Source organism: Mucilaginibacter pineti, assembly GCF_900101875.1.
Taxonomy (GTDB): domain Bacteria; phylum Bacteroidota; class Bacteroidia; order Sphingobacteriales; family Sphingobacteriaceae; genus Mucilaginibacter; species Mucilaginibacter pineti.
In genome coordinates, this window is sequence record NZ_FNAI01000001.1 from 712,793 (window position 1) to 738,948 (window position 26,156).

The window sequence follows — 26,156 nt, forward strand, 5'->3', positions numbered from 1 at the left end:
ATCATGAAAATTATTGTAACCGGTTCCTTAGGGAACATCAGCAAACCACTGACCGAAATATTGATCGGCCAGGGCCATCAAGTAACGGTAATCAGCAGCGACTCCAAAAAACAAAGTGCAATTGAAGAATTGGGAGCGGTACCGGCCATTGGCTCGATCTCCGATGTTGAATTTTTAACTCACACTTTTACAGGCGCAGATGCAGTTTACGCCATGATTCCGCTGAGTTTTACCGAACCCGATCTGAGTGATTATTTACGCCGGATGGCGCAAAACTACGCGCAGGCGTTAAAAGCTGCTAAAACAAAACGTATTGTAGTGATGAGCGGTTGGGCGGCAGACCTCATAAAAGGGGAAAATGTAGAGAATGAGTTTGATGAACTGGATGCCTCAATAACTATCATGAGACCCGGCTCTTTTTACACCAACTTTTATCAGTCGATAGATCTGATCAAGGGCAAAGGATTCATCGGCAAATTCCTGACGCTGCGTTATTCGGGGCTTTGGGCATTACTTACCGGTAAAACCGGCCTGCTTATGGGTAACTATGGTGGAGAAGACCGCATAGTTTTTGTATCGCCAAAAGACATCGCTGATGCCGTATCGGAGGAGCTTTTATTGTTTACAAAAAAAACCACCATACGTTATGTGGGTAGTGAGGAAATGACTTGTAACGAAGCCGCCAGAATCATTGGCACAGCTGTGGGCAAACCCTGGTTAAAGTGGGTGCTGCTAACTGATAAAGCAATGCTACAAGGCTTAAAAATGGCAAAGATACCGGAAAAACTTGCTGAAACCCTGGTGGAAATGCAGGCGGCTATGCATAGTGGCAAACCGTTGGAGAATTTTCACCGGAGCAGGCCAAAGATGGGCAATGTAAAATTAGCTGATTTTGCCAAAGAGTTTGCGATAGCCTATCATCAAAAATAAGTACCTTGGATTATGAACAGTACCCAGCTTTTCCGTTTCAGTACCATCACCGAATATCACCGGGCGGCGGGCCTGCCGAAGCCGGCGCACCCACTGGTTAGTGTTGTTCATATGGATGATATTACCTTGCCCATCGCCGATATTCCATTCAGCCTGATCTTTGACTTTTATTCCATTTCGCTAAAAAAGGTACAGCATGGGAAATTCAAATATGGGCAGCAGGCAAGTGACTTCGACGAAGGAGTATTATTTTTCATGTCTCCCGGCCAGCTATTTGGTATTGATAGTGCCGCGGGTATGGCTGAGGCCAAACGCCCGGAAGGCTGGATGATTCTGATCCACCCAGACTTTTTGTGGAACACGCCACTGGCAAAAACCATTAAGCAATATGAGTTTTTCAGCTATTCGGTTTATGAAGCGCTGTATCTTTCCGATAAGGAAGAAACCATGCTGATGGCCATCGCTCAAAATATCGAACAAGAATACCATGCGAATATCGACCGGTTCAGTCAAAATGTAATCATTGCGCAGTTGGAACTATTGCTGACCTATTCAGAAAGATTTTATCAGCGCCAGTTCATCACCAGAAAGATCGCCAGCCACGAGTTGCTCACCAGGCTCGAAGATTTCCTGGAAGATTATTTCAACAGCGGCGCATTAACTAAGCAAGGCTTGCCAAGCGTTACTCATATTGCCGAAATTTTAAATATTTCACCGGGATACCTGAGTGGCCTGCTTAAATCCCTTACCGGGCAGAGCACACAACAGCACCTGCACGGAAAACTGATCGAGCTGGCAAAGGAAAAACTCTCGACTACCAATTTATCTGTCAGCGAAATTGCCTACGAACTGGGATTTGAACATTTACAATCCTTCAGCAAGCTGTTCAAGACCAAAACCAGCCTCTCGCCATTGGAGTTCAGACATTCTTTTAACTGAAGTTGCTGCTATATTGCCTTTTATTTTTTCTTTTTCCGGTTCTCCAGCACTTCTTTCATATTGATCAAAGCGCAATCAACGATCAAAGCAATTACAGTTTCCAATGGCATTTGTTCGGCATCCGTAAAATTGATACAACCCTTTTGAAATTGCGCAGCCGGCAGCAAGGCTTCGTATTTAGCATGAAGGCCTTTATCCATGTAAATGGGCAAACAATGGAGTGACATATATTTTTTAGTATCAGCCAAGCCATATTTCATATATCCATGATCTTCAAACAGGATCATATCCTTACCCATCATGGGTTTAACAACCGGCGTTATGCTTGGGTCATTAGCAATTATCATTTCATGGAGCCTGGTAAGTAGTTCCTGCCGTTCAACCGGTGCCCCGGCAATGTATTCTTGGGTGGTCATAGGAAATATTTTTAATAAAGATAGAAAAAACTGAGACGCTGTATACTTCCCCTTGCCTCAACCTTTTGCACTATTAAAAAACTATCATCAAAGGAAAAGCACCCGCTTCAGGGGATGCTTTTTTTAATTGATTTATTAACTGATTTAAAAGAACTTCTGAAGGCTTTTTAAAGAAAATCAATATTTATAATATCATTTTATAAAGGCCTTTAAGCCGCTGTTTAAATAGGCCAGGTAAATGCCCGCATCATACTCAGCCCCGGTTGGGGAAACTAATGGCTGTTGCGTTTCCGGATCGAGGAGAACATAGAATGGCTGGGAGTTGGATACAAACTTGCTGGTTTGTAAATAGCTCCATTTATTGCCGATGGTATTGAGCTTTTTACCTTCGGGCGTTGTAGTTTGATCTGCCACTGCCAGATCTGTTTTGTCGTCCACATAAAGCTGGATCAGTACGTAATCCTGGGTTAGCTTTTTATAAACTTCTTTATCTGGCCATACATTGGCCTCCATTTTACGGCAATTTACACAAGCATGGCCAGTAAAATCTATCATAACAGGTTTATGCATTTTTTTTGCGTAGGCCAATCCCTCGTCATAATCAAAATAAGGATCAAATCCCTTGGGCTTATCAAAGAGGTCTGCATATTTATGAGGCTTTCCGTCGGATGGAAACGATACGTTAGTGTTGTTTGTATTTGTTGCTGACAGATCAAAATCCTGTGTAGCCATTGGCGGCAATAAGGCGCTGATGGATTTTAGTGGCGCCCCCCATAAACCGGGCACCATATACATGCTGAATGAAAAAACAATAATAGCCAGGAATAAACGCGGTACGGAGATATAAGTTAGGGGAGTATCATGACTGAAGGTAAGCTTCCCTAAGAGGTAAAAACCCATCAATGTAAAGATCACTATCCACAATACCAGGAAAACTTCCCTGTCAAACAAATGCCAGTGATAAGCCAGATCTACATTTGATAGAAATTTAAATGCCAAAGCCAATTCAAGAAAACCCAATACTACCTTAACGCTGTTTAACCAGCCGCCAGATTTTGGCAATGTGCTGAGTAAAGCGGGGAACATAGCAAACACCACAAAGGGAATAGCCAGCGCAAAGGAATAACCCAGCATACCTACTGCCGGCCCTAATAATGCGCCGGTAGTAGCGGCCTGTACCAGCAGTGTGCCTATAATTGGCCCGGTACATGAAAAGGAAACCAATGCGAGTGTAGCCGCCATAAAAAACAAACCTGCCAGCCCGGCTTTGTCTGATTTGGCATCCGCCGCATTCACCCATCCCGATGGAAGCGTTATTTCAAAGGCGCCTAAAAATGAAGCTGCAAAAATAATCAACACCACAAAAAAGGTCATGTTAAAAATCCCGTTTGTTGCCAGGCTATTCAATGAAGATGCACCAAAACTAACTGTAATTAACAAACCCAGTACCACGTAGATAACAATAATGCTTAAACCGTAAATCAGCGCCTTCCCTACTCCGCTGTTCTTTTTTTCGGAACTTTTGGTGAAAAAGCTAATGGTTAACGGCACCATAGGAAATATACATGGCATAAAAAAAGCGGCGCACCCACCAATAAAGCCTGTCCAAAATATGGCCCAAAGTGTTTGATGTTTTGGCGAATTTATAACACTTGCTATTTTACCAGCCTTTAGTTTTTCTGGTGCTTTATTAATGTTTTCATCTTGTTTAGTTGCTGTATTTGTTACCGCAGGCGACTTAGATTCTATAGGTGTAAATTCAATATCTTTCGTTGATACGGTATCCTGGGCCTTTACCATTTGGCAAAGCGTAAATGTTAAGGCAATAAAAAGTATCGATCTTAATTTAAACAACATAGTTTAGGGCTTTGAATTTTATTTTACCGGGATGCTGAACTCAATTTCGTCTGGCGGTAAACATTTTTGATCGTTACAGGTCATGTATTCCAGTTTACCAGTTACTGTAGCTTGCCCGGTTTTCAGTTTTATTTTTTGCTGAAATATTACCGATTTCTCAAAAAAGCCAACCTCCATGCTAAAAACCTTTTCCATCCTCATAATTGGCTTAGGCTCTGTTGTTGCGCCAACCAATGAAAAGGTACTTGATGGGTTAAAGGTGATAGTGGTTTTTACCGGACCTCCATCTTTTACAAATTGAGAGTAAACATGCCAGCCTGCATCTATAGTGGCCTTAATAAATACAACAGCTTCCTTATCGCTTGTTTTTTTTGCTGCATAACTCCATTGCACGGGCTGTAAAATCTGCGCTTTTGCTTGTAGCGCGGCAAGCAATACAATTGCTATTGTTAAAATCTTTTTCATGTAGTTTTTGTAATTAAGCTTTATAGGGGTTTAAAATTTCAATATAATGGGTTCATGCAGCCTGCTTATGGGGCGGTAGTCTGTAAAAGTCACATCGGTTGATATGTAATTTTCTTTAACTGGTTCATCTTTTACCAGATCGGTACTCAGATATTTTTTATTGCTATCACACAGTAAGGTTACCACTGTGGCTGATTCACCCAGTTTTTCCTTTAGTTTAATAGCTCCGATTACGTTAGCTCCGGATGAAATGCCCACGGCCACCCCAAGCTCTTTGGCAAGTTTTTGTGCCATAATAATGGCATCACCATCGCCGGCCTGTAAAACTTCGTCCATTTCATCAAGCTTAACTATAGCGGGGATAAATTCATCGCTGATACCTTGTATGCGGTGGCTGCCAACTTTATAACCAGTAGTAAGCGTTGGCGATTCTGCCGGCTCCAACGGATGGATTTTTATTGCGGGGTTCATCATTTTAAGATATTTGCCGGTACCCATTACGGTACCGCCCGTTCCTACCCCGGCTACAAAAGCATCGGGTATAAGACCTTCGTTTTGTAGTTGCTGCCATATCTCGGGGCCTGTTGTCATCTCGTGCGCTTCGGCATTATAAAGATTTTCAAACTGTCGGGGTAAAAAGAACCTGTCGCTGGTTTTGTTCATGGATTCGGCCAGTCTGATACTTCCCAAAAAGCCGCCTTGGGTTTTACTTACCAGATGTATCTTTGCTCCCATGCTGGCGATGATGTCTTTGCGCTCCTTACTCAGCCAATCCGGCATAATGATGATAACTTCATGCCCAAGCGCCTTGCCAATAGCGGCAAAAGCGATTCCTGTATTACCCGAAGTAGCTTCTATTATAGTATCACCTGATTTTATAGCCTCATTCTTATAGGCTTTAAAAAGAATGTAGAGTGCCATCCTATCCTTTACACTACCGGTTAAATTATAATTTTCACACTTCACATATATTTTACCGGGTTTGCCTTTATAGGTATAGCCAATCTGCAACATTGGCGTATTGCCTACCATGTGCCATAAGTTGGTAAACTTACTTTCAAGGGTTAAATCCAGGTCCTTCAATTCAATTTTCACTTTGTTTATTTTTCGGTAAATATCATTACCAATAAATTATAATACAACCAAACACTAAAAACCCGGAAATTTTATGAATATTGACATATAAACCTATTTTTTTTATATTTGGAAAAGGTTAAATGTTAAAACATTGTTTGTTTTTTCAGCCGAACAAAAAACTATATGGGCAACTCGCAATTAGATATACTGGATATAGAGATCCTAAAGCTTTTACAGAAGAACACCTTACTTACTAATAAGGAAATTTCCTTTAGTTTGCGTAAATCTATCGCGACAGTACACGACCGTATAAGGCGCCTTAATGAGCTCGGCATTATAAAACGTTCTGTTGCTATCCTTGACAGAAAAAAGATCGATAAAAACCTCATTGCTTTCAGCCAGGTTTTATTGAACGATCATGCTACCGCTACTTTGACCCAATTTGAAACAGAGATAGTGAAGTTCCCTGAAGTTATGGAATGCTTTCAGATGACGGGTACTTTTGATTTTTTGCTACGTGTTGCTACCAGCGATATGGATGCCTATCATCAGTTTTACAGGCATAAACTGGCTGCTTTACCAAATATCACCTCTATCCAAAGCTTTTTTGTATTGTCTGAAACCAAAAGTGATACGGCCTACCCGTTATAGTATTTATTGATTAAGCCTTTCTATGGTTACACACATAATACCGTTACTATACAACTCGTCCCGTATTTGTTTAATCTCTGTAACGGAGAAAGCTTTATAAAACACCAGGGTTTTTCTTCCCGATATCACCGGTACTGTTTTAAACAAACTTACGGCCAGCGGCTGCTGGGCTTCATCAGCATAAAATACGGTATTAAGGAATCCAATATCTGAACCCGGAATAGCCACTTTTATGCGCCATTGATAAATTGGTTCGCCCTGTGCTGTTATGTTTTTTTTGGCGGCACATGATGTGGCCATCAATAGCAGCAGGTATACATACATCGGCTTTATATGAAAGCTCCGGGTTATACAATACATCTTTTTTAAATTAGGGGCTTTAAAAAAGTCGTATTAATAACACCTGTTTATCTTGCTTTTATTCAGAAAAAACGAAACTCAACAGTGGTTATTAATACGACCTGCATAATGGTTACTTAAATTCACTATTCGTCCAGCAGCTCTTTTAATTTATTGGTAAGCTCTTCGCCGCGAATGTTTTTGGCTACTATTTTACCATCGGGAGCAACCAGAAAGTTTTGCGGAATTGACTGAACAGCGTACAACTGTGCTACATCATTTTTCCAACCTTTTAGGTCAGATACCTGCGTCCAGCTCAAATGATCGGCGTAAATAGCTTTAAGCCATTTGTCTTTGGCACCAGGCTGATCAAGAGATACACCTAATATTGTAAAACCTTTTCCTTTATACAGATCAAAAGCCTTAACGACGTTAGGATTTTCTGCACGACATGGCCCGCACCAGCTGGCCCAAAAATCCACTAATACATATTTTCCTTTAAAATCATGCAATGAAATGGCTTTACCGGCGGTATCTGCCTGGGTAAAATCCGGAGCTATGGCACCCAACGCTGTTTTTTTCATTTTGACAATTTCGGCAGCGTAGTTTGTACCTGTTTTGCTTGATTTTACGGCCGGTGATAAAGCGTTAAAAACGGGTTCAATTTCGGCAACATCCGGCACCGAACCTGCCGAGTTTTGAAGTGCAAAAAGGCTCATCAACGAATTAGGATTAGCTTTTATAAAAGCCAGGTTTACCTGTTTCTGATCTTTTTCCAACGCCTCGTAACGTTTATCTATATCATCGCTAAATTCTTTTGATTTACGTTTCTCTTCAGATGCAGCACTGTATTCTTTATTGAGCGCGTTCATTTTTTCGGTAACCGGTTTAAGGGCTACTTTTAATTTATCGTTATCAGCGTTAACCTGTCCTGCCTTTATTTTAGCATTTTCCAATGAATCAGGACTGGTTACTGTAATGGCTCCGGGCTCAAGGTATAATGTAGTAACGTTAAGGGACTGGCTGCGTAAACCGTCGCCTTTTTTATTAATAATTAAATAAGCGTTCTGAGGGTTATCAACCGTACCCTTAAAACTAAAAGCACCTGCATTCATCACCACCGAATCTGTTTGCCTGCCTGCAGCCGTGCTATACATTAAATAAGCCTTTGCCGGGGCCGATAGCGTTCCTACTTTTCCAGTCAGCGTATAATTTACACCGCTTTGTGCCATTAACATTGCCGGCATGGCAACCATTAAAGAAGCACCTAAAAATTTGATTTTGTTTTTCATGTAATTATTTTTTTATTGAAGCTAAACCACGATCGTTAGCGTTATTTTTTATAAATATGCTTATCATTAAATTTAATAGCAATCATTCCATCAAAAGCCGGAAATTTTATACTATTACCGGAATAAACATTATCTTTTTTCGATTTAAAAAGATTTAGCACGGTAATAACCTATGTTTTTTCAGTATTGATAATCCATTGAAGACATGACGATTAACTCAAGTTACTGATTATCGTTATTTATCAAAAACAGAGGCCAGCATTTTGTCCATATCCTCGTCTGTACCACCAAAGCTATCGCCAAACCGACCGATAATTTTGCCGGATGGATCTATCAATATTTTTGTCGGGATAGATGAGATACCATATCGTTCGTCCAGATCCTCGGGATTGGGGATATGTTTCATTATCATATCCATTTTAAGCCCTCTTAACACATGGTGCCAAATGCCTACGTTGTCTTTAGCTACAGCAGCATTCCACGTTGGGATTTTTCCGTCATCATCGGCAATGCCAATAATATCCAGCCCTTTATCTTTGTATTTGTTGTAAACTTCAATCATGTGTGGGTTACCTTTACGGCAGGGCACACACCAGCTTGCCCAAAAATCAAGCATTACATATTTTCCTTTAAAATCGGTTAATGAAAGTTGCTTGCCATTAATATCCATTTTGGTAAATACAGCGGCCATGCTTCCCGGCATACCAGATTCTATGGTTTTGATTTTTGCGTCCAGTTCCTTTGCCGCATCGGTAGCTTTAAGCTCATCGTTAAAGGCATTATAAACCACTTTAGTTGAATCGAGTTTCATTTGCGACACATAGTAACGCATCATATCAAGCGTTACATATGAGTTGGGGTGATCAAGAAAAAACTGATAAGTAACCTTTTTTATGCGGGCAAAGTAAGGTTCAAATTGATCGTGAATGGCGGCGGCTTTTTCATGATCTTTTTCTTTCATAAAGGCCTCTTCAAGCGGCTTCATTTCTTCACGGATAGAATTGGTTTTGGCCGTAAGTTCTTCAAACTCCAATTCTGTTTTTGAGCCACTTATTTTTAACTTTTTAAGCTCGGCAGGATTACCCGCAAGTTTTAAAACTGATGGTTCCAGGTAAATCTCACGCATCCTGTCCTCATATTTTTCCCGTGGGATAACCTCGCCGGTATGCTTAAAAATTATTCTTGCACTAACGGGCTGGCCAATATTACCGGTTAAAGTAAAAGCGTTATTTACTACAGGTTTTGAAAGATGAGCATATGCACCAGAAGCATCGGCGTAATAAAGCAGTACGGAATCCATTTTGGCGCCGCTTAATTTACCCTGTAAGGTAAATTGTGTTAATGGTTTAGCATCCTGCGCAAAACCCTGTTGTAAAAAAAACAACGATAAGAGCATGCAGCTTAATTTTTTGGTTTTCATAATTAAAATTGATTTAACTGTTTAAAATGAGGTATTAAGCAAAAAGCAGCAAATACATTTCCAGCACGGCCTTTTTTGAACGTTATAAATAACTATTAGAATAAATGCTTGGACTGGCTAAATATGGCCCGTTTGCCGGACGGGCCATATAGAAAATCATCAACTCCCGAAAACTTCCTTCAGTTTTTCGTCTATCTTTTTCTCGTCGCCGCTGCTTACCAGTATTTTACCTTCTTTATCAAGTAATACGTAATAAGGAATGTAGGTAGTCATGTAAAGACTGCCTATACGCGAGGGCATGTTTTTTATCGGAAATTCATCGCATACCTGCGTCCATGGCATTTTCTCTACGTCCATGGCTTTGAACCAGTCTTTCCATTTGCTATCATCAGAAACACTTACGATCTCGAAACCCTTGGCATTGTACTTTTGATAAACCGACTTCCAGTGTGGGATGGCCTGACGGCAGGGATGACACCAGCTTGCCCAAAAATCAATCATGGTATATTTGCCCCGGGTTGATGAAAGGGTATATTTAGAACTATCCCTTTTTAGTAAAGTAAAATCGGGAGCCACCGCACCTGGTTGAACCGCCTTTAATTTGGCAAGTGAAGCAGCCAAACTTTTATAATAAGCGGATGATTTAGCTTCGCCGGTAAACTTGTTCAATGTTGCTTCGAGCGTTGTTACAGGCATATCGCTCGAAAACTGATACAAGTTATTAAACATGTATACCCCGGCTACCGACGATGGATTTTTTGTTATGTATTCATCGATCTTTGTTTTTTGCCAGGCCTGCTGCACTTTACGCACCGAATCCATCTGGTCGCGTACTTTGTATTGAGCATCAACGTTATTACCTGCCGCTTTAAACTTCTTATCAAGCTCGGCATATACCGGGTCAAACTTTTTCTGACCGGGATCATTCTGATAAGCCATCCAATCGTCATAGTTTTTTGAACCTTGTTCCGTAAATTTTTTCAGCTGCGCGCCCTTACCTTCGCCATATTTGGTATAATCATAATGCTCGGCTCCGGCAGTATCGGCGGTTACTGTAACGGTTGCATTATCAACAAAAACATTAAAGCTCCATTTACCAGGTTCAATTGTTAAAGTCATCATTTGCGGTGCATCCAATTGGCCCTGCAACTTAAAAGTGCCATTAGTAACCGTGCCGCTATCAACAGTTTTTGAGCTACGGTCATCTTCATTGTAGCTTTGCAATTTTATGGTGCCGGATGATATACCTTTTAAACTTCCGTTTATAACATATCCACTTTGATCGGCTGACTTGTTGCTGCAACCTGCCAGCATCAGCGATGCTGCCAGGCAGTTTAATATAGTTTTTTTCATTATTGCTTTAATTAGTTTGCGTAACCAGGGTTTTGATCTACTTTACCGTTAGTGACTCTTTCAATGTTCGGTATTGGCAGTATAAGTTGTGTTGCCGCTGTGATAGCCGGTTGTATTTTCTTCACAGTTGCAAACGGAAGCCTGCGCAGCGCGAACCAATCGCCCCCATTTTCACCAATAAAGTTTTTCATTTCTTCTTTTACCACCAGCAACTGTAATTCTTCGCCGGTTTTAGCATTAATAACTGCCGATACATCCGTAATACCAGCACGGTTCATTATGGTAGTTAGCAGTGTTTTGGCTTTTGTTAAATCGCCGTTTAAAAGAGCGAGCGCTTCGGCCTCCAATAAATAAGCTTCGGTTATCCTAAAAGCATAGCAATTTTCAGAGAGCGGCGTTTGCTGAATGTTTTTTACATCGCCCGAGTAATACTTGGTAAATTCGGGGATAACACCGTAATAACGACTGGTGTAATCTTTATACATCCATTCTGCGCGAGGATCGCCGGTTAACATGCTCTTTAATGAATCTGTTAAAACATATTGCTGATAGTACTGGTAATTTTGAAATTTGTAGTTTTCGGTAGCAAACGGCTGCACGTTCATTACCACTTCTTTGCTGGTTAGTCCATTGCTCAAAAACAAATCCTTAACGCTTGGTTCCAGTTCAAACGTTTTGGCGTTTATCACATCATCTGTGAGCGTAGCTACCTGTGCATAATCTCCTGCGATACCCCTGTTTATCAACACACGGGCCTTTAAAATTTTTGCAGCTGTAATGTTAGCGTAAAAGGTTTTTGTGTTTTGAGCGGGCAGATCAGGAATAGCTGCATCAAGATCGGAAAGGATTGATGTATAAGTAGCCGCAACGGTAGACCGCGCCACATTTATATTATCGGTAGTGATAAACTCATCGCGCAAAATAATGCCAAACTTGCTATTTACATCATGATATTCCCCATAAAACAGCAGCAGATACTCGTTGCCGTAAGCCCGTAAAAATTTAGCTTCGGCAATCATTTGTTTCTTGGTTGCTGCCGGTATGGTTGTAATCGGTGCAACGTTTTTCAGGAAGCCGTTTGCAGCATTTACTAAAGCGTAGCCATAGTTCCAGATACCGTCAACACCGTATGATTTTGAATCGAAGGTAAATTCATTAAAGTTATCACCGCCACCTGGTATTACCAGCGTATTAGCCATTTCTGATGGCAGGCTTTCGCTTACATCGCACCACCTTACAGATGGTATGGTGTTATTATCTGCACCAGCATTGGCAAACCGGTAATATACACCATTAAGTACGGTAAATGCACTTTTTGCATCTACAATAACATTACCATCAACCTCGGACGTGGTGGGGAATACATTTAATTCTTTTTTACATGACCAAAGAAAGCAACTGACAAAAACAATTACCAGATACTTTATATTTTTCTGTTTCATTTTACTATTTGTTAATGGGTAAAAATTAAAAACCTGCCTTTAAACCTAATGAGAAGGTTTTTACCGTAGGGTAATTACTCACATCAAAATAACCGCCGCCTACACTGTAGGGATCGTCAGATGTTTCTGGGTCATTACCCGGATACTTGGTAATGGTGAATAGATTGGTCGCTGACGCAAATACTGAAGCATTTTGCAAACCGGCTTTTTGCATCCACCTGCTTTTACCTAAATGATAATTAAACGTTAGGGTACGCAGCTTTAAGTACGATGAGTTGAATACATCGAGGTTTGATTTATAGTAGATACCGTCATTGAGTAACAACCGCGGCTGGTTGCTATCGGTATTTGTTGAGGTATACCTGTTAAGCATGGCTACATTGGCATTTGATGTGCCGGTGAATGCTACGCTTGATACATGATCGCCCCAAACCAGCTTACCTCCCTGTGAAAATGTAAAGTAAAATTGCAGATCGAAGTTTTTGTAAGTGAAGCCCTGTGTAATACCGCCAAAATATTTTGGTGCCGCGTTTGCTATTACAGTACCAAAATTAAGGTAATTATTTGTAGGGCCGGTTTCTTCCAGCTGATACATTGGGTCGCCGATATTAAGGTAAGGGAATATATATGTAGCATAAACCCCTAACTTTTTCTTATAAGCATCAAGCTGTGCCTGGTTCTTTATAATACCGGTAACTGTAAGACCGGTTATTAAGCCCAACGGTTTTCCTTCAACCAAAGTGGTGTTACCATATTCCAGCCCGGTTAAATCGCCCAACTGTCCCAGATCGGCATTTTTGTCCAGCTTGGTAACCAGCGATTTATTCCAGGTAACATTTATCGATGCATTCCATTTAAAATTTGTAGTATGGATTATATCGCCCGACAAACTGGCCTCAAAACCGGTGTTTTTGATACCAACGGCATTGCTAAATGCTGCTCCGTATGAGCTGCTTGGAGCAACAGGCAGCGCAAGTAAGGCCCCGCTGGTTTTCTTGTTGTAATAATCAAACGTTGCCTGTAACCTGTTTTTGAATAATGATATATCTAAACCACCATCGGCCTCTTTTGTGCTTTCCCATTTAATGGTTGGATTACCTAATTGTGTAGGGATAAGCGCGCTTGTACCGCCATAAGAGAACGGACTGTACAGTGTACGATACATCTGATCGCCAATATTTTGCGTTCCGGTTAAACCGTAGCTTCCGCGGAATTTAATATCGTCTATCCAGTTAACGTTCTTAAGAAAGTTTTCCTGCGATATACGCCAGGCTATAGCACCTGAGGGAAAGTAACCAAATTTATCATTAGGGCCAAATTTTGAAGAACCATCGGTTCGGCCGGTAAAGGTAAACAGGTATTTATCCATATAACTGTAGTTTGCCCGTACATAAAACGACAATAAGTAACTTTGGGGTTTCGACGGATCATCTCCCCTTACATATAGTGGCGTAACCGCGGATGAAAGACTGGTTAACACATTATCATTAGGATAGCCTGTAGCTGTAGCACTAAAAAAGCTGGTTTTGCGCGTTTCATAAGATGTACCAGCCAGTACATCTATAGTATGCTTACCAAAGCTTTTGTTGTAGGAAAGTGTATTTTCCAAAAACCAGTTGGTAAGCCTACTGTTTGTATTGCCGCCTATGCCACCCTCGTTAGCAACGTTACCATAAAAACTACCAATATCCAGATAGCTTGGAGTATAGTTCCGTTGGTTGTATGCCTGTGAGTTTAACGATACCGTACTTTTAAACTGTAGTTGTTTGGTGATATCATATATACCCGAGAAAGAACCAAGTAAGCTAAATGTTTTTGCATTATTTGTTGCTGTAAGCAATGCAACGGGGTTTTGAAAACCCTGGTACGAGGCACCCACTTCAGAAAAATTGGTAAAATTTCCATCGGCGTCGTAAGGTGTATAGTCAGGTCGCGATCTTAAAGCCTGACCGTAAGCACCATCGCCAATATTTTGCTGGGTGTAACCCAATATAAGGTTAGTAATAAACCTGAAATGCTTACCAATCTCGTTCTCCAGATTTACTTTTCCCGAGATCCTTTGGTAATCAGTGGCTTTTACTACACCGGGTGTGCTGTTGTACGATATAGAGCTAAAATACTTTGACGCCGCGCCGCCGCCTTGTACGGCAAGTTCGGCATTGTGTGATACCGTGTTGCGGGTTACTTCCTTTATCCAATCGGTATTGCCTTTGCCAAAAAATAAATTGGGTGTATTCAGGATTGAATTTATATCATCGGGAATAGGATCGCCGGCTGCCTTACGTTCGTCATAATCGTTTTGAGCTGCCTCGGTAAGTAATGTTTTGTATTGCGATGCATTTAAAACATGAGGGGTTTTAGGCGAGGTAATGGTTGTGTAATAACTGGCTGTTATTACGGGCTTCATATCCTTTTTGCCTCGTTTAGTGGTAATAATAACCACACCATTAGCCGCTTTTGATCCGTAAATAGCCGTCGATGAAGCATCTTTTAAAATACTGATAGACTCTATATCATCGGTATTTAATCCGCCAAGGCTGTTAAGCCCGTTAACGAAAGCGGTCGACAAGCCAGCATTTACGCCACCTGCGGCTGTAACGTCGTTACCTACAGGGCTGCCCACATCATAACCGGGAGTTTTAAAGCTGCTTTGCACCTGCACCGGTACTCCATCAATTACGTATAAAGGATCGTTTCCGCCCAAAATAGAGCTTGAGCCCCTTATCCTTATACGCACAGCACCGCCGGGTGTTCCGTCAGATTTGGTTACTTGTACGCCCGCAGCTTTTCCTGCAAGCGCATTATCAATGGTGGTAAAAGGTACATCCTCAATGGTTTTGGTATCAACTGTAGATACCGCGCCGGTTAGATCTTTCTTTCTTGTGCTGCCGTAACCCACTACCACAACCTGGTTAAGGTTAGACAGGTCTATCTGCATTGTAACATTCAGTACATCCTGGCTGGTAATGGTTACCTCTTTATTTTTGTAACCAATAAACCTAAAAACAACAATGTCTCCTTTCTCTACAGACATTGAATAAAAACCTGTTTCATCAGATACGGTATTTCTTTTGCCTTTACTATCAACTATTGTAACGCCCGGTAACGGCTTGCCATTTTCGTCGGTTACTTTGCCGGTTATAGTGTAAGGAATTGTAATAAGATTAACGATTTTTGAAAAGAGAGATTCCGATTTATTTTTAACAACGATGTTCTTTTGGTCAACAACATTAAAAGATAGCGGCAGATCTTTGAAATAATTGTCCAGTACGTCATTTATGGAAGCATTTTGCGCGTGAATGCTTACACGTAAATTGCGAATAGTTGCAATGTCGTAGAAAAAAACGTATCCTGTTTGTTTTTCTATCGAATGAAAAACTGCCTCAACAGCTACATTCTTTTCGTTTAAATTGATACTTTGTCCGTAGCCTTTGGCACTGGCCTGCATAAGGGCTATGATCAACAGGAAGGTAGTCAACTTCATAACCAATAAAAAATTAGGGGGAAGCCAGGAACTGAACACAGCTCTGGTAATAGCATTAAATTTCATTACTTTTGTAAAGTTTGGATTAACACATGAATAGTTCGACCGAATTGTTTTTGTCCGTATGCGGGGTTGATCCAAATATTTTCCGTGGAGGTGCTGGTAACACTTCTGCGGTTTTTTATTTGGTGCCCGTCTTACCTGCTAATGCTGCTTTCGTAAATGTTTTTTCATTTGAGTTTTTGGGGTTAATAATTAACTAATATTTAAAATCAGGGTGTTACAATAATTTTGTTGGTTTTTTGGCTGGCAGACGCCTTTTCGATATGAAACCTTACGCCAGAAAAGTTGATAATTTCCAGCGCTTGCGAAATATTTATATTGCGGTATATCTTACCCGAAAATTTCCTTTCCGGTATTTCTCCATCGTATGCTATATCAACATTATACCAACGAGATAAACTCCGCATTATGGTTTCTAAACTTGCATCTTTAAACTGAAATAAACCATTTTTCCAGGCTATAGCCTGTTCGGTATCTGCATTTTGTATTACACTTATAGCGCCTGAACCTGCAGTTGTTTGCGCCTGCTCCCCTGGCTTAATCACAACCTCCTGATTGCCATTAAACACTTTTACACTCCCTTCAAGCAGTGTTGTATTAAGTGTACTTTCATCGGAATAAGCATTAATGTTAAAGTGAGTGCCTAAAACCTCTACCGTTTGACTGCCGGTAATAACTTTAAAGGGTTTGGTTTTATCGTGAGCTACTTCAAAATAAGCTTCCCCGGTTAACTCTACCCTCCTGTCATTACCGTTAAAAGCAGTTGGAAAATGCAATGATGAAGCCGAATTTAGTAACACCCTGCTCCCGTCTGGCAAGGTTACCTGATACTGGCCACCCCTTGGTACGCTAATCATGTTATAAGTAACGTCCGCTTTTTCATTTAACAATGCAGGTTGGTTATTATAGGCTATTTGCCCGATGGCTGATTTAACGATCTTTGTGTTGCCTTGTATAGCAAGTAATCCGTTCCCCTTGGCTCCCAATATTATCTGCTGCCCGTTGGCGAGTGTGAGTATTGCTTTGTTACCACCCGGTTGTATGTCATGTTTTGAATAATAGTGTGCAGGATAGATGTCACCATTTTCCCAGGCTACGTAAAAATATACACCTATGGAAAGGGTAATTAATATTACAGCAGCAACCGCTACCTTACCAAAAAGAGGAAAACGTTTAACTGTTCTTTTACTTGCGGCCGCTGCAATATCTTTTTGCAATCCGGCTTTTATCTGCTCCTTTAAGGATGTTTTTTCTTCGGCATCTAATAATTCAACAACATCAGTCCTTACTTCAAACGAATTATAATAGCTGTCCAGGAATTGTTTTTCCTGATACGAAGCCGTTCCGTCATTATATTTTTTTAAGATCCGTATAAATTCCGCTTTTTCCATTAGCCAGTTTGCGCCTGTTTAGTACATGACAGGTGAAAATGAAAAAGTCCCACGTGATTTTTTATTTTTTTATAAAAAAGGAAAATAAAAGTAAAATTATGCAGCGTTGATAAGGATGTTTCCTACAAAATCAATAGATGCTAAAAAACATTATCGATTATTTATAAGTAACAATAAGGAGATAAGCGTTAATGAAGAACGAATCTGAGCAACGGCTTTGCCAAGCTGGTTTTGTACGGTTTTGCGTGAAATATCTAATTGCTCCGCAATTTCAATAGTTGAGAGGTCCTGCTGATATCGCATCCTGAAAATTTGCTGCTGCGATGGGGTAAGTGAATTAAGCAACACCTCGTATGCACTCATAAATTCCTTTTTTAAAATTTCCGCATCTGTTTGGTCCAGGGAAGTTTTAAGCTCAAGGAGCAAATCTGCAACGGGTGTAAACCTGCGCCTTTTCTCAATCCAATTAAGTACTTTGTTTTTAACCGCTGTAAACAAATAAGCGCGAAGGTTATCAATGTCATTCTCTTCCCGCTTTAACCACAGCTGTAAAAATATTTCTTGTGTAATATCCTTGGCCTGGTCTGCATCTTGCAGTCGTTTAAATGCCGATGCATAAGTACTTTGCCAATGCTTTTCATAAAGCGCGTCAAATGCTTCGGTATTACCTTCACGCAATTTTAAAAGCAATAACCTATCCGACCCGCTATCATCGTGTTTATCTAAAAGCATTTGACCAGTTTGTTAATACCAAATTTAAGGAAAAGACATATGTAATTAACAATTACCTTCATTAAAATCGATTAGGTCATCGATTTCGGCTTTATTTGAAGTTGATCAGCGCAGTTGAGTCCCGCCTGTGGGTCTATATTACATTTTTTAGAAAAACTGTGAAATGATGACGACCATTCGAATAACCATAATTTATTACCCACCCGTGCACTAAACATATTTGTTTGATAATAGAAAGGCCAAGCCCTATCCCTGTGGATGCGGCATCCTTGTTCTTAAAACGTGTAAACAATGCGTCTTCAGAAAACGTCAAAAGTTTCCCTTCGTTTACAAACATCAGTTTATCTGGTGAGAGCGCTACAGCGACAAACTTGCCAGGCTCTGTATGATTCCGCATATTGGAAAGCAAATTTGAAACCATAATATTAACAAGATGGGGGCTGGCGTTAATAGTTACGGGCTGTATATCGTGTTTTAAATGCAATCTCTTGCTGTTAAACAATTCCTCAAACTGATCAATTATATCGGTTACTGTCACGGAAAGTGAAATTCGCTGCAGGTCGGGGAAGTTATCGTGTTCGAGTTTGGCAAGCAGCAACAAACCTTTATTTACCTTACTTAACCTGTCTAATGATTGTTTTGCATCCACCAGGTAACTTGCCGCTTTTGTATCTAAAGGCAACTGACTGATACTTTCTAACCGTGCGCGGATAATGCTTATCGGTGTTTGTAGTTCATGCGAGGCATTTTCTGAAAACTCCTGTAAACTTTTATATTCTCTGCGGGCCTGGGTTACAAAATCAGTCATAACAGCATTCAGCTCTTCAAACTCGTTAATGTCCGACTTTACCAACGCCAGATCCTGATTTTTGGCCAGTGAAAACCCCTTCAGGATAGCCATATTTTTAAGAAAGGGGCGCCATATGTTTTTGCTAATGAGATAATTGACCCCAACACCGCCGCAAATAAGTAATGACACCAGTATAACAAACATATACATAATGGCTTTGAAATACTCGGCCCAGCCAATGTGGGCGGTTGTAACAGTTATGCGATAAGGCCTATTGTTAATAATTCGGGACTGCGTTAGCAGGTAGTAATCTTCATTCTTTTGTTGTAAGGGGTCAAAAATAACGGTGTCTTTAAAAATTTTCACAGCATTATTTTGCCCCTGCTCTATTTTAACCAGCGGGAAGTTTATCGGGTTTCCCTCCTTAATTTCATGAATAACAAGTTCGGCCTCTAATTCCAACTGTTCTTTTATTTCGGCGGATATATCTCTTTTTAAGAGTACAAACCACAAAAAACAGGAGGCTAATAAAAGTACGCCACTCACCCATAAATAATGCAGGCTGGTTTTAGTTAACAGTTTCATGAAGAAAACCTATAACCCATACCGTAAACAGTTTTAATGTAATCCTTGCCGCTGGCCTTGTTTAGTTTTTTTCGCAGATTCATAAGGTGTACGTAAACAGCATCAAAGTTATCAAGCTGGTCGGCATAATCGCCCCATACATGCTCGGCAATAGATGGTTTACTTACTACCCGCTCTTTATTAACAATAAAATACAACAGTAACTGATACTCCTTTTTGGTGAGGCTTATTTCCTTATTTTTATGAAACAGCGTTTTTGATTGCGGGTCTACCACAAAACTATCAAACACTATCTGATGGGTACCCTTTAACGTTTTACGACGGTAAAGCGCATGCAGACGTGCATTCAGTTCTTCAACATAAAAAGGCTTTGTTACATAATCGTCTGCACCCAGTTTAAGCCCCTCTAACTTATCAGGTAAGGAGTGCTTTGCTGATAAGATCATGATACCAGTTTCATTGCTTTGCGCAACTACCGATGGAATAAGTTGCATACCAGAACCATCTGGCAGGCCAATATCCACTACTACAATATCGTAAGCATAATTGGCTATCTTTTCTGAAGCACCTGAAAATGTACTGGCCACTTCACACAAGTATCCCTGGGTTGAAAAATAGCCCAGCATTTCATCAGCTAATACAGGTTCGTCCTCAATAAATAAAACTTTCACTATTGTAATTCAAAGATTTATAAACTCAAAAAACTTTTAATTCTTTAGATTTTCTTTAGAATCAACAAGCATCTTTGCGACAAAACTAAGTATTTATTTAGACTTAATACAAATAGTGAACTAATTTATAAAATACAGATGAAAAACAAATTTACCTACACCGCGCTTCTCCTGGCCGGTATTGCTTTGGCAACCTCTTGTAAAAAAGATAAAGTTTCTTCCCCGGTAAGCGAAGAAGAACAAGTACAGCCGTATACTGTTCCCGCCACTTATACCTTTGCAAATGCTGATTATTCAAAAACTACCGCCCGCGTTAAAATGGGTGCCGAACTAAACAGCTATTTAGGTACAGCAAACAATGCAACAATCACCGCTACTAAAGCGAATGATATGTTTGATAACAAAAACAGCCAGTTTACCGATGCTGCCCTTAACACCTCAGGAGTAACATTGGCCGAGAAAATAACCGATGCGGCATTTTTCAGAGGCCACTTTACAACACAAGCTACCAACAGCCAAAACAATACGGTTACTGCCGTTGATGGTACTGCCGGTATCATCATTGTGGGAACTACAAAAAGGTTAGTAGGCACTACAGGTTTAGAATCAAACCAGGCTGTTGCCAAAGGTATGATGGGTGCCCTTTACTTTAAAGAAGCTGTGAACTTGTTAACCAATATCCCTAATGATGATAACAAAGCAGTAACCAACGGGACTACCCTTGCCCAGCGCCATTGGGACGAAGCCTTTGGTAACTTAGGTGTACCGTTTGATTACGACCCGGATAAAACTTACCCAAATACAGATGCAAACCGCCCGTTATTATGGGGAGGTTACCTTGCAGAGCGCGGTAAAGAAATACTTGCAGGTAAAACTATATTTGAAGCATTCCGTACAGGCCGTGCCGCTTTAGGTGGAAAAGACAAAAAAGTTGTTGCCGCCCAGATCAAAATAATACTTGACAAATGGGAGCAATTGAACGCTGCCGCTGCTTTAGAATATTCAACTATACCTACCCGTTCGGTAAATGTTGGCAACCTGGCTACACAGTTCCACGCTTTATCAGAAGGTTACGGCTTTATTTATTCATTACAGTTCCGTGCGGCAACAAGCAAACTTAGTGCTACCGATTACGCAATATTGAAAAGCATTTTTGCTACAAACTTCTACACTTTAATAAACGAGCCAAATTTCACCAAACTGGTACAGGCTCAAACTATACTTAAAACAACTTACGGCTTGTAATAACCGTTTTAAAAAGCTCAAAATTTTCACAAGCTCTTTGGCCAAATACGCCAAGGGGCTTGCGTGTTAATATTAAATCTTAATCTGATGATAAAACTTAGTAGAAAAACAATCGCATTTATCGCCGCAGCGCTTGTTGTTACCACTTTTATTATAGCATGTTCAAAAAGTGGTGGCAACACAAACACACTAGATCCATCTGCAAATGGGTTTGATAAAACAGCCATGCTTACCAACTATGCCGACAACCTGATTATACCGGCCTACACCAACCTGCAAACTCAGGCAAATTTGCTCGAAACCGCAGTAAATACATTTTTAACTACCCCAAATACCGCAAACCAGGTTACATTAAAAAATGTATTTAAAGATACGTACCTACGCTACCAGGATGTGTCTGTGGATCAGTTTGGTCCGGCAGAAACTGCTTTGCTAAGTAACTTCTCAAACACATTCCCAGCAGATTCGGTCGTAATTGAGGGCAATATTACCCGCGGTACGTACAGTCTTACTTCCAATGCAAGTATCAATCAGCAAGGTTTTCCGGCGTTAGATTATTTACTGTTTAACTTACACGCTATAAATGATTTTACAGGCGCTACGGCAGTAAATCGTAAAAAATATGTGCAGGATGTTGTAACTAATCTTAAAACAAGGGTGGCTACAGTACTTTCCGCCTGGAAAGGCAGCTATCGCGCTACATTCATAGGAAATACCCGTTCAGATTCGGGCAGCCCGATAGCCTTCCTGATCAATCAGTTTGCTTTTGAAATGGACCAGCTTAAGGGCCCAAGAATTGGCTGGCCATTTGGCAAGCAGTCGGGCGGAACCATGTTCCCAAACAATACCGAGGGATTTAACGCAGGTATTTCTGTAGCGCTTGCTACCCAAAACCTAACCGCATTAAAAACCATGTTTAATGGCAATGGCAGCGGCACGGGTATGTCAGATTACCTGGTGGCCCTTAAACAACAAAAGCTAAGTACCGATGTAATGGCTCAGTTTGATAAGGCGATTAACAGCCTAAAGACTGTACCAGATCCTTATGTAACAGCAATGAGTAATAACAAAACACAAATTGAAGCTGCTTACCGCGAGATACAAATACTGTTAACCTTAATTAAAACAGATGTTGCCTCGGCAACAGGTGTGCGTATCACCTACCAGGATACCGACGGAGACTAATAGCGATTAAAAAAAGAAGAAAAAATGTTTCTTTCCGCCATCAATCGCTTACAGCGCCCTGTATCCATCGCCCCATTAGTAACCTTCAGAATACTGTTTGGGCTTATGATGCTTGCCGGTACTATTCGTTTTTGGGCCAATGGCTGGATAACGCAGCAATACGTAACGCCCAAGTTCTACTTCACCTACATGGGATTTGAATGGGTGCACCCTTTAGGGAACACCGGCATGCACTTTATTTTTGGTGTAATTGCACTTGCTACTATATGTATAACTGCCGGTCTATTTTATAGGGTGGCAGTTGTTGTGTTCTTTGCCGCATTTACTTATGTGGAACTCATAGATGTTACCAATTATTTAAACCACTACTATTTTATAAGCCTTATTAGCTTTTTATTGATATGGCTACCGGCTAACCGGTATTTATCGGTAGATGTACGCATCTGGCCGAAGCTTAAATGCACACATGTGCCATTATGGACTATTGGTATCATCAGACTGCAAATTGCCATAGTTTACTTTTTTGCCGGCCTTGCCAAACTAAACCCCGATTGGATGCTGCATGCCCTACCCATGAAAATATGGTTACCGGCCAAAAGTCATTTGCCATTAATTGGCGGCTTAATGTACAAGGAGTGGATTGCCTACCTGTTTAGCTGGTTTGGGGCGTTTTATGATCTGTTCATCGCATTCTTTCTTATCAACCGTAAAACCAGGCCTATGGCTTATGTTTTTGTGTTGGGTTTCCATATTTCTACCGCCATATTTTTCCCGGGGATTGGGATGTTCCCTTATGTAATGATCATAAGCAGCTTCGCGTTCTTTAGTTCGGGATATCACCAAAAACTACTTGCCTTTTTTATAGGTAAAAATCAGCTGATACCTACAAGCAATTACCGCTATCCTGCCATTTTGCGAGTACTCTTACCTGGTGTTATTGGAATATATTTTTTACTACAAATCATTATTCCGTTAAGGTTCCTGGCATACCCGGGTCACCTGTTTTGGTACGAAGAAGGTTACCGGTTCTCGTGGCGGGTTATGCTGATGGAAAAATCCGGCAACACCTTTTTTACTGTTAAAGAACCTTCTACCGGTAAAACTTACGAGGTTGATAACAGCAAATACCTAACCCCTTTGCAAGATAAAATGATGAGCACACAGCCAGATATGATATTGCGTTATGCGCATTACCTGGCTGATATTTATACCAAGCGTGGCATAAAAAGCCCTGCTGTTTATGCCGAATGTCATGTTGCGCTTAATGGCGAGCGTTCCAGGCTTTATATAGATACTACCGTTAACCTGGCAATGCAATCCCTAAGCTGGAAACATTATAAATGGGTTTTACCCTTTACTAAAAATGAAAAATAAACTATTACTTTTTATACCAACAATACTGTTCACCTTGGCAGGTACAGGCGCATTATCCCAGCAACTGCAAATAAGCGGCACCATTAAAAATGGCGATCAAACTGTAGCAGGTGCAACAGTAACTTTACTACCTGCTAACTTGCAAACAGCTACAGATACCGGCGGTCATTTTTCACTTAGTGCACTTAGTTCGGGCAAATATGAGTTAACAGTTACTTACCTGGGTGCAGAAGCCTATCGCAGAAAGATAAACCTTGACAATAAAAGCATCAGCCTTAAAATTGATGTGGATAAACACGATGTCCGTGAACTATCAGAAGTAAACATTCAGGACGAAGCTTATCGCCAGGCATCAGGCAATTTGCGGCAGGTAGAAGGCACCGCCATATATGCCGGTAAAAAAACTGAGGTGATCAACATAGCTAACCTCAATGTTAACCTTGCCACTAATAACACAAGGCAAATATACAGCCGCGCTGCCGGTATCAATATAATTGAGTATGATGGTGGTGGCCTGCAACTGGGTATTGGCGGCCGTGGCTTAAACCCAAGCCGTGTATCAAACTTCAATACGCGCCAAAACGGTTATGACATCAGCGCTGATGCACTTGGTTATCCCGAAAGTTACTATACGCCTACTACCGAGGCGGTAGACAGGATTGAGATCATCCGCGGCGCTGCAAGTTTGCAATATGGTACGCAATTTGGCGGCTTAATAAACTTTAAGATGAAGCAAGGCCCTGCTAATAAACCCTTTGAAATAACCAGCAGGCAAACTGCCGGCTCGTTTGGTTTTTTCAACACCTTCAATAGCATAGGCGGTACGGTTAAAAAACTAAACTACTACGCCTACTACCAATACAAGCGTGGCGACGGCTGGCGCCCCAATAATCATTTCGATCAAAAAGGGGCCTACATACACTTAGATTATGCCTTTACCGATCGACTTAAAGTTACCGGTGAATATACTTACATGACCTATCTGGCCAAATTGCCGGGCGGTTTAACAGATGCTGAATTTGCTGCAGACCCGGGGCAATCTAACAGGGCGCGTAACTGGTTTAAGGTTAACTGGAACCTGGCCAGCCTTACCGTTGATTACAAACTTGGCGACAACACCAAACTTAACTGGCGCAGCTATCATTTAAGTGCCGATCGTATTGCCCTGGGTATTTTAGACTACATTAACCGGCCCGACCCGGGAGGTCCGCGTGATATGCTTAACGATCATTACAGCAACTACGGTTCAGAGCTTCGCTTGCTGCACCAGTATAAATTAGGCGGCACACAAATAAACTCATTGCTTACCGGTGTAAGGGTTTACAAAGGTAAAACCTTACGCAGCCAAGGCGCGGCTGATGCAGGCAGCGGCCCCGATTTTAATTATACCGGCGATTACCCAAGTAGCTCGCGATACACATTCCCGGGTACTAATATGGCTGTGTTTACCGAAAATATTTTTCAGATCAACGATAAATGGAGCGTAACTCCAGGCGCCAGGTTTGAATTTATATCAACCAAAGCAAATGGTTATTACACCACAAGATCAAGCCCATATCCTGATTATTATCTTATCCAAAACCCCGAGAACAAAGTAAACAACCGCTCTTTCGTGTTTTTTGGTATAGGTACGTCATATAAACCGGTTAACGGTGTAGAGGTTTATGCCAATATTTCGCAAAATTACCGTTCGGTAAACTTTAATGATATTCGTGTGCTTAACGTAAATGCACGTGTAGATTCAAACCTTACCGACGAACGTGGTTACACCATAGATGGTGGTGTGCGCGGTAATATCAACAGTTTTATGCGTTATGATGTAAGCGTGTTTTATCTCAAATATAACCGCCGTATTGGCTCTGTATTCACTACCAACGATGATTACACGGTTGCATATCGCTTCCGTAAAAACATTGGCGACAGCCGCAATATTGGTTTAGAAAGTTTAATAGAAGCCGATCTGTTGAAAGCCTTTACGCAAGGTAGCAGTAAATATAAACTATCGGTTTACACCAACTTCGCACTCATAGATGCCAAATATGTAAATAGTCTTGATAAATCCGTATTAAAAGGTAATATGGTAGAATTTGTACCGCCGGTATTATTTCGTACGGGCCTATCCTTCGGTAATAAGTGTTTTGATGTGAGTTACCAGTTTTCGTATGTGGGCAAACAATACTCGGATGCCACAAATACAGAATTTTCGCCAAGGGCTATAGATGGCGTGGTACCGGCTTATAAGGTGATGGACCTGAGTGCGAGTTATAATTGGAAATGGTTCACGCTATCGGGCAGTGTAAACAACCTGGCAAACGCCAGATATTTTACACGTCGTGCTGATGGCTATCCCGGACCGGGTATTTTACCGTCCGATCCCCGGGGCTATTATGTCACTATGCAAATCAGGTACTAACTCCTAACCAATGGGCTAATATTAATCTCATCTGTTGCAAGG

General features: G+C 41.0%; 21 protein-coding genes. 7 read left to right on the top strand and 14 right to left on the bottom strand.

Going from position 1 to position 26,156, the window contains the following annotated elements:
- Positions 1 to 3 precede the first annotated feature (3 nt).
- Both BLS59_RS02840 and BLS59_RS02845 read left to right on the top strand, forming a co-directional pair.
- Positions 4 to 930 (top strand): NAD(P)H-binding protein, encoded by a 927-nt coding sequence (locus BLS59_RS02840; protein ID WP_091143936.1) that lies wholly within the window; start codon positions 4 to 6, stop codon positions 928 to 930.
- A gap of 12 nt (positions 931 to 942) precedes the next feature.
- On the top strand, positions 943 to 1,869 hold the full coding sequence (locus tag BLS59_RS02845; protein WP_091143940.1) for a helix-turn-helix domain-containing protein: 927 nt from the start codon (positions 943 to 945) through the stop codon (positions 1,867 to 1,869).
- 20 nt (positions 1,870 to 1,889) lie between these two features.
- Here the strand turns inward: BLS59_RS02845 and BLS59_RS02850 are convergent, their stop codons facing one another.
- The 4 genes from BLS59_RS02850 to BLS59_RS02865 all read right to left on the bottom strand — a co-directional run bounded on the left by BLS59_RS02850 (position 1,890) and on the right by BLS59_RS02865 (position 5,702).
- A complete protein-coding gene (locus BLS59_RS02850) occupies positions 1,890 to 2,285 on the bottom strand; it encodes a DUF1801 domain-containing protein (RefSeq protein ID WP_091143944.1) in 396 nt (131 codons plus the stop codon).
- 192 nt (positions 2,286 to 2,477) lie between these two features.
- Positions 2,478 to 4,142, bottom strand: a complete 1,665-nt coding sequence (locus BLS59_RS02855; RefSeq protein ID WP_091143948.1) for a protein-disulfide reductase DsbD family protein — start codon at positions 4,140 to 4,142, stop codon at positions 2,478 to 2,480.
- An 18-nt stretch (positions 4,143 to 4,160) separates the two neighbouring features.
- Complete coding sequence (locus BLS59_RS02860; protein ID WP_091143952.1) at positions 4,161 to 4,607, bottom strand: protein-disulfide reductase DsbD domain-containing protein; 447 nt, start codon at positions 4,605 to 4,607, stop codon at positions 4,161 to 4,163.
- A gap of 30 nt (positions 4,608 to 4,637) precedes the next feature.
- Entirely contained in the window at positions 4,638 to 5,702 is a 1,065-nt protein-coding gene (locus BLS59_RS02865; RefSeq protein ID WP_240315136.1) for a PLP-dependent cysteine synthase family protein, read from the bottom strand.
- 165 nt (positions 5,703 to 5,867) lie between these two features.
- Between BLS59_RS02865 and BLS59_RS02870 the strand changes: the two genes are divergently transcribed.
- Positions 5,868 to 6,335, top strand: coding sequence for an Lrp/AsnC family transcriptional regulator (locus BLS59_RS02870; protein ID WP_091143955.1), 468 nt, complete (start codon positions 5,868 to 5,870; stop codon positions 6,333 to 6,335).
- Positions 6,336 to 6,338: 3 nt separating this feature from the next.
- On the opposite strand, the gene BLS59_RS02875 is transcribed toward BLS59_RS02870, so the two are convergent.
- The 10 genes from BLS59_RS02875 to BLS59_RS02920 form a co-directional block, all read right to left on the bottom strand.
- Positions 6,339 to 6,659, bottom strand: coding sequence for a hypothetical protein (locus tag BLS59_RS02875; RefSeq protein WP_091143960.1), 321 nt, complete (start codon positions 6,657 to 6,659; stop codon positions 6,339 to 6,341).
- 161 nt (positions 6,660 to 6,820) lie between these two features.
- Positions 6,821 to 7,966 (bottom strand): TlpA disulfide reductase family protein, encoded by a 1,146-nt coding sequence (locus BLS59_RS02880; protein WP_091143964.1) that lies wholly within the window; start codon positions 7,964 to 7,966, stop codon positions 6,821 to 6,823.
- A gap of 235 nt (positions 7,967 to 8,201) precedes the next feature.
- The gene (locus BLS59_RS02885; RefSeq protein ID WP_091143967.1) at positions 8,202 to 9,386 is read right to left on the bottom strand and encodes a TlpA disulfide reductase family protein; all 1,185 of its coding nucleotides are present in this window, start codon (positions 9,384 to 9,386) and stop codon (positions 8,202 to 8,204) included.
- Positions 9,387 to 9,545: 159 nt separating this feature from the next.
- Entirely contained in the window at positions 9,546 to 10,739 is a 1,194-nt protein-coding gene (locus BLS59_RS02890; protein WP_091143970.1) for a TlpA disulfide reductase family protein, read from the bottom strand.
- Between the two features lie 11 nt (positions 10,740 to 10,750).
- Positions 10,751 to 12,181, bottom strand: a complete 1,431-nt coding sequence (locus BLS59_RS02895; RefSeq protein ID WP_091143974.1) for a RagB/SusD family nutrient uptake outer membrane protein — start codon at positions 12,179 to 12,181, stop codon at positions 10,751 to 10,753.
- A 25-nt stretch (positions 12,182 to 12,206) separates the two neighbouring features.
- Positions 12,207 to 15,665: a SusC/RagA family TonB-linked outer membrane protein gene (locus tag BLS59_RS02900; protein ID WP_162842545.1), complete on the bottom strand. Its 3,459-nt coding sequence runs from the start codon at positions 15,663 to 15,665 to the stop codon at positions 12,207 to 12,209.
- 272 nt (positions 15,666 to 15,937) lie between these two features.
- Positions 15,938 to 17,119 carry a FecR family protein gene (locus tag BLS59_RS02905; protein ID WP_091143982.1) on the bottom strand — a complete coding sequence of 394 codons (1,182 nt, stop codon included), beginning with the start codon at positions 17,117 to 17,119 and terminating at the stop codon, positions 15,938 to 15,940.
- A 150-nt stretch (positions 17,120 to 17,269) separates the two neighbouring features.
- On the bottom strand, positions 17,270 to 17,851 hold the full coding sequence (locus tag BLS59_RS02910; protein ID WP_091143985.1) for an RNA polymerase sigma factor: 582 nt from the start codon (positions 17,849 to 17,851) through the stop codon (positions 17,270 to 17,272).
- 133 nt (positions 17,852 to 17,984) lie between these two features.
- Positions 17,985 to 19,226, bottom strand: a complete 1,242-nt coding sequence (locus tag BLS59_RS02915; RefSeq protein ID WP_091143987.1) for a sensor histidine kinase — start codon at positions 19,224 to 19,226, stop codon at positions 17,985 to 17,987.
- Positions 19,223 to 19,897: a response regulator transcription factor gene (locus BLS59_RS02920; protein WP_091143990.1), complete on the bottom strand. Its 675-nt coding sequence runs from the start codon at positions 19,895 to 19,897 to the stop codon at positions 19,223 to 19,225. The genes BLS59_RS02915 and BLS59_RS02920 overlap by 4 nt, the downstream gene beginning before the upstream one ends.
- A gap of 138 nt (positions 19,898 to 20,035) precedes the next feature.
- On the opposite strand from BLS59_RS02920, the gene BLS59_RS02925 reads away from it, so the two are divergent.
- The 4 genes from BLS59_RS02925 (at position 20,036) to BLS59_RS02940 (ending at position 26,114) form a co-directional block, all read left to right on the top strand.
- Entirely contained in the window at positions 20,036 to 21,142 is a 1,107-nt protein-coding gene (locus tag BLS59_RS02925; RefSeq protein WP_091143993.1) for a DUF4856 domain-containing protein, read from the top strand.
- Between the two features lie 87 nt (positions 21,143 to 21,229).
- Complete coding sequence (locus tag BLS59_RS02930) at positions 21,230 to 22,327, top strand: imelysin family protein (RefSeq protein ID WP_091143996.1); 1,098 nt, start codon at positions 21,230 to 21,232, stop codon at positions 22,325 to 22,327.
- 24 nt (positions 22,328 to 22,351) lie between these two features.
- The gene (locus BLS59_RS02935) at positions 22,352 to 23,701 is read left to right on the top strand and encodes an HTTM domain-containing protein (RefSeq protein WP_091143999.1); all 1,350 of its coding nucleotides are present in this window, start codon (positions 22,352 to 22,354) and stop codon (positions 23,699 to 23,701) included.
- Entirely contained in the window at positions 23,691 to 26,114 is a 2,424-nt protein-coding gene (locus BLS59_RS02940; protein ID WP_091144002.1) for a TonB-dependent receptor domain-containing protein, read from the top strand. Before BLS59_RS02935 ends, BLS59_RS02940 begins: the two co-directional genes overlap by 11 nt.
- Positions 26,115 to 26,156: the final 42 nt, after the last annotated feature.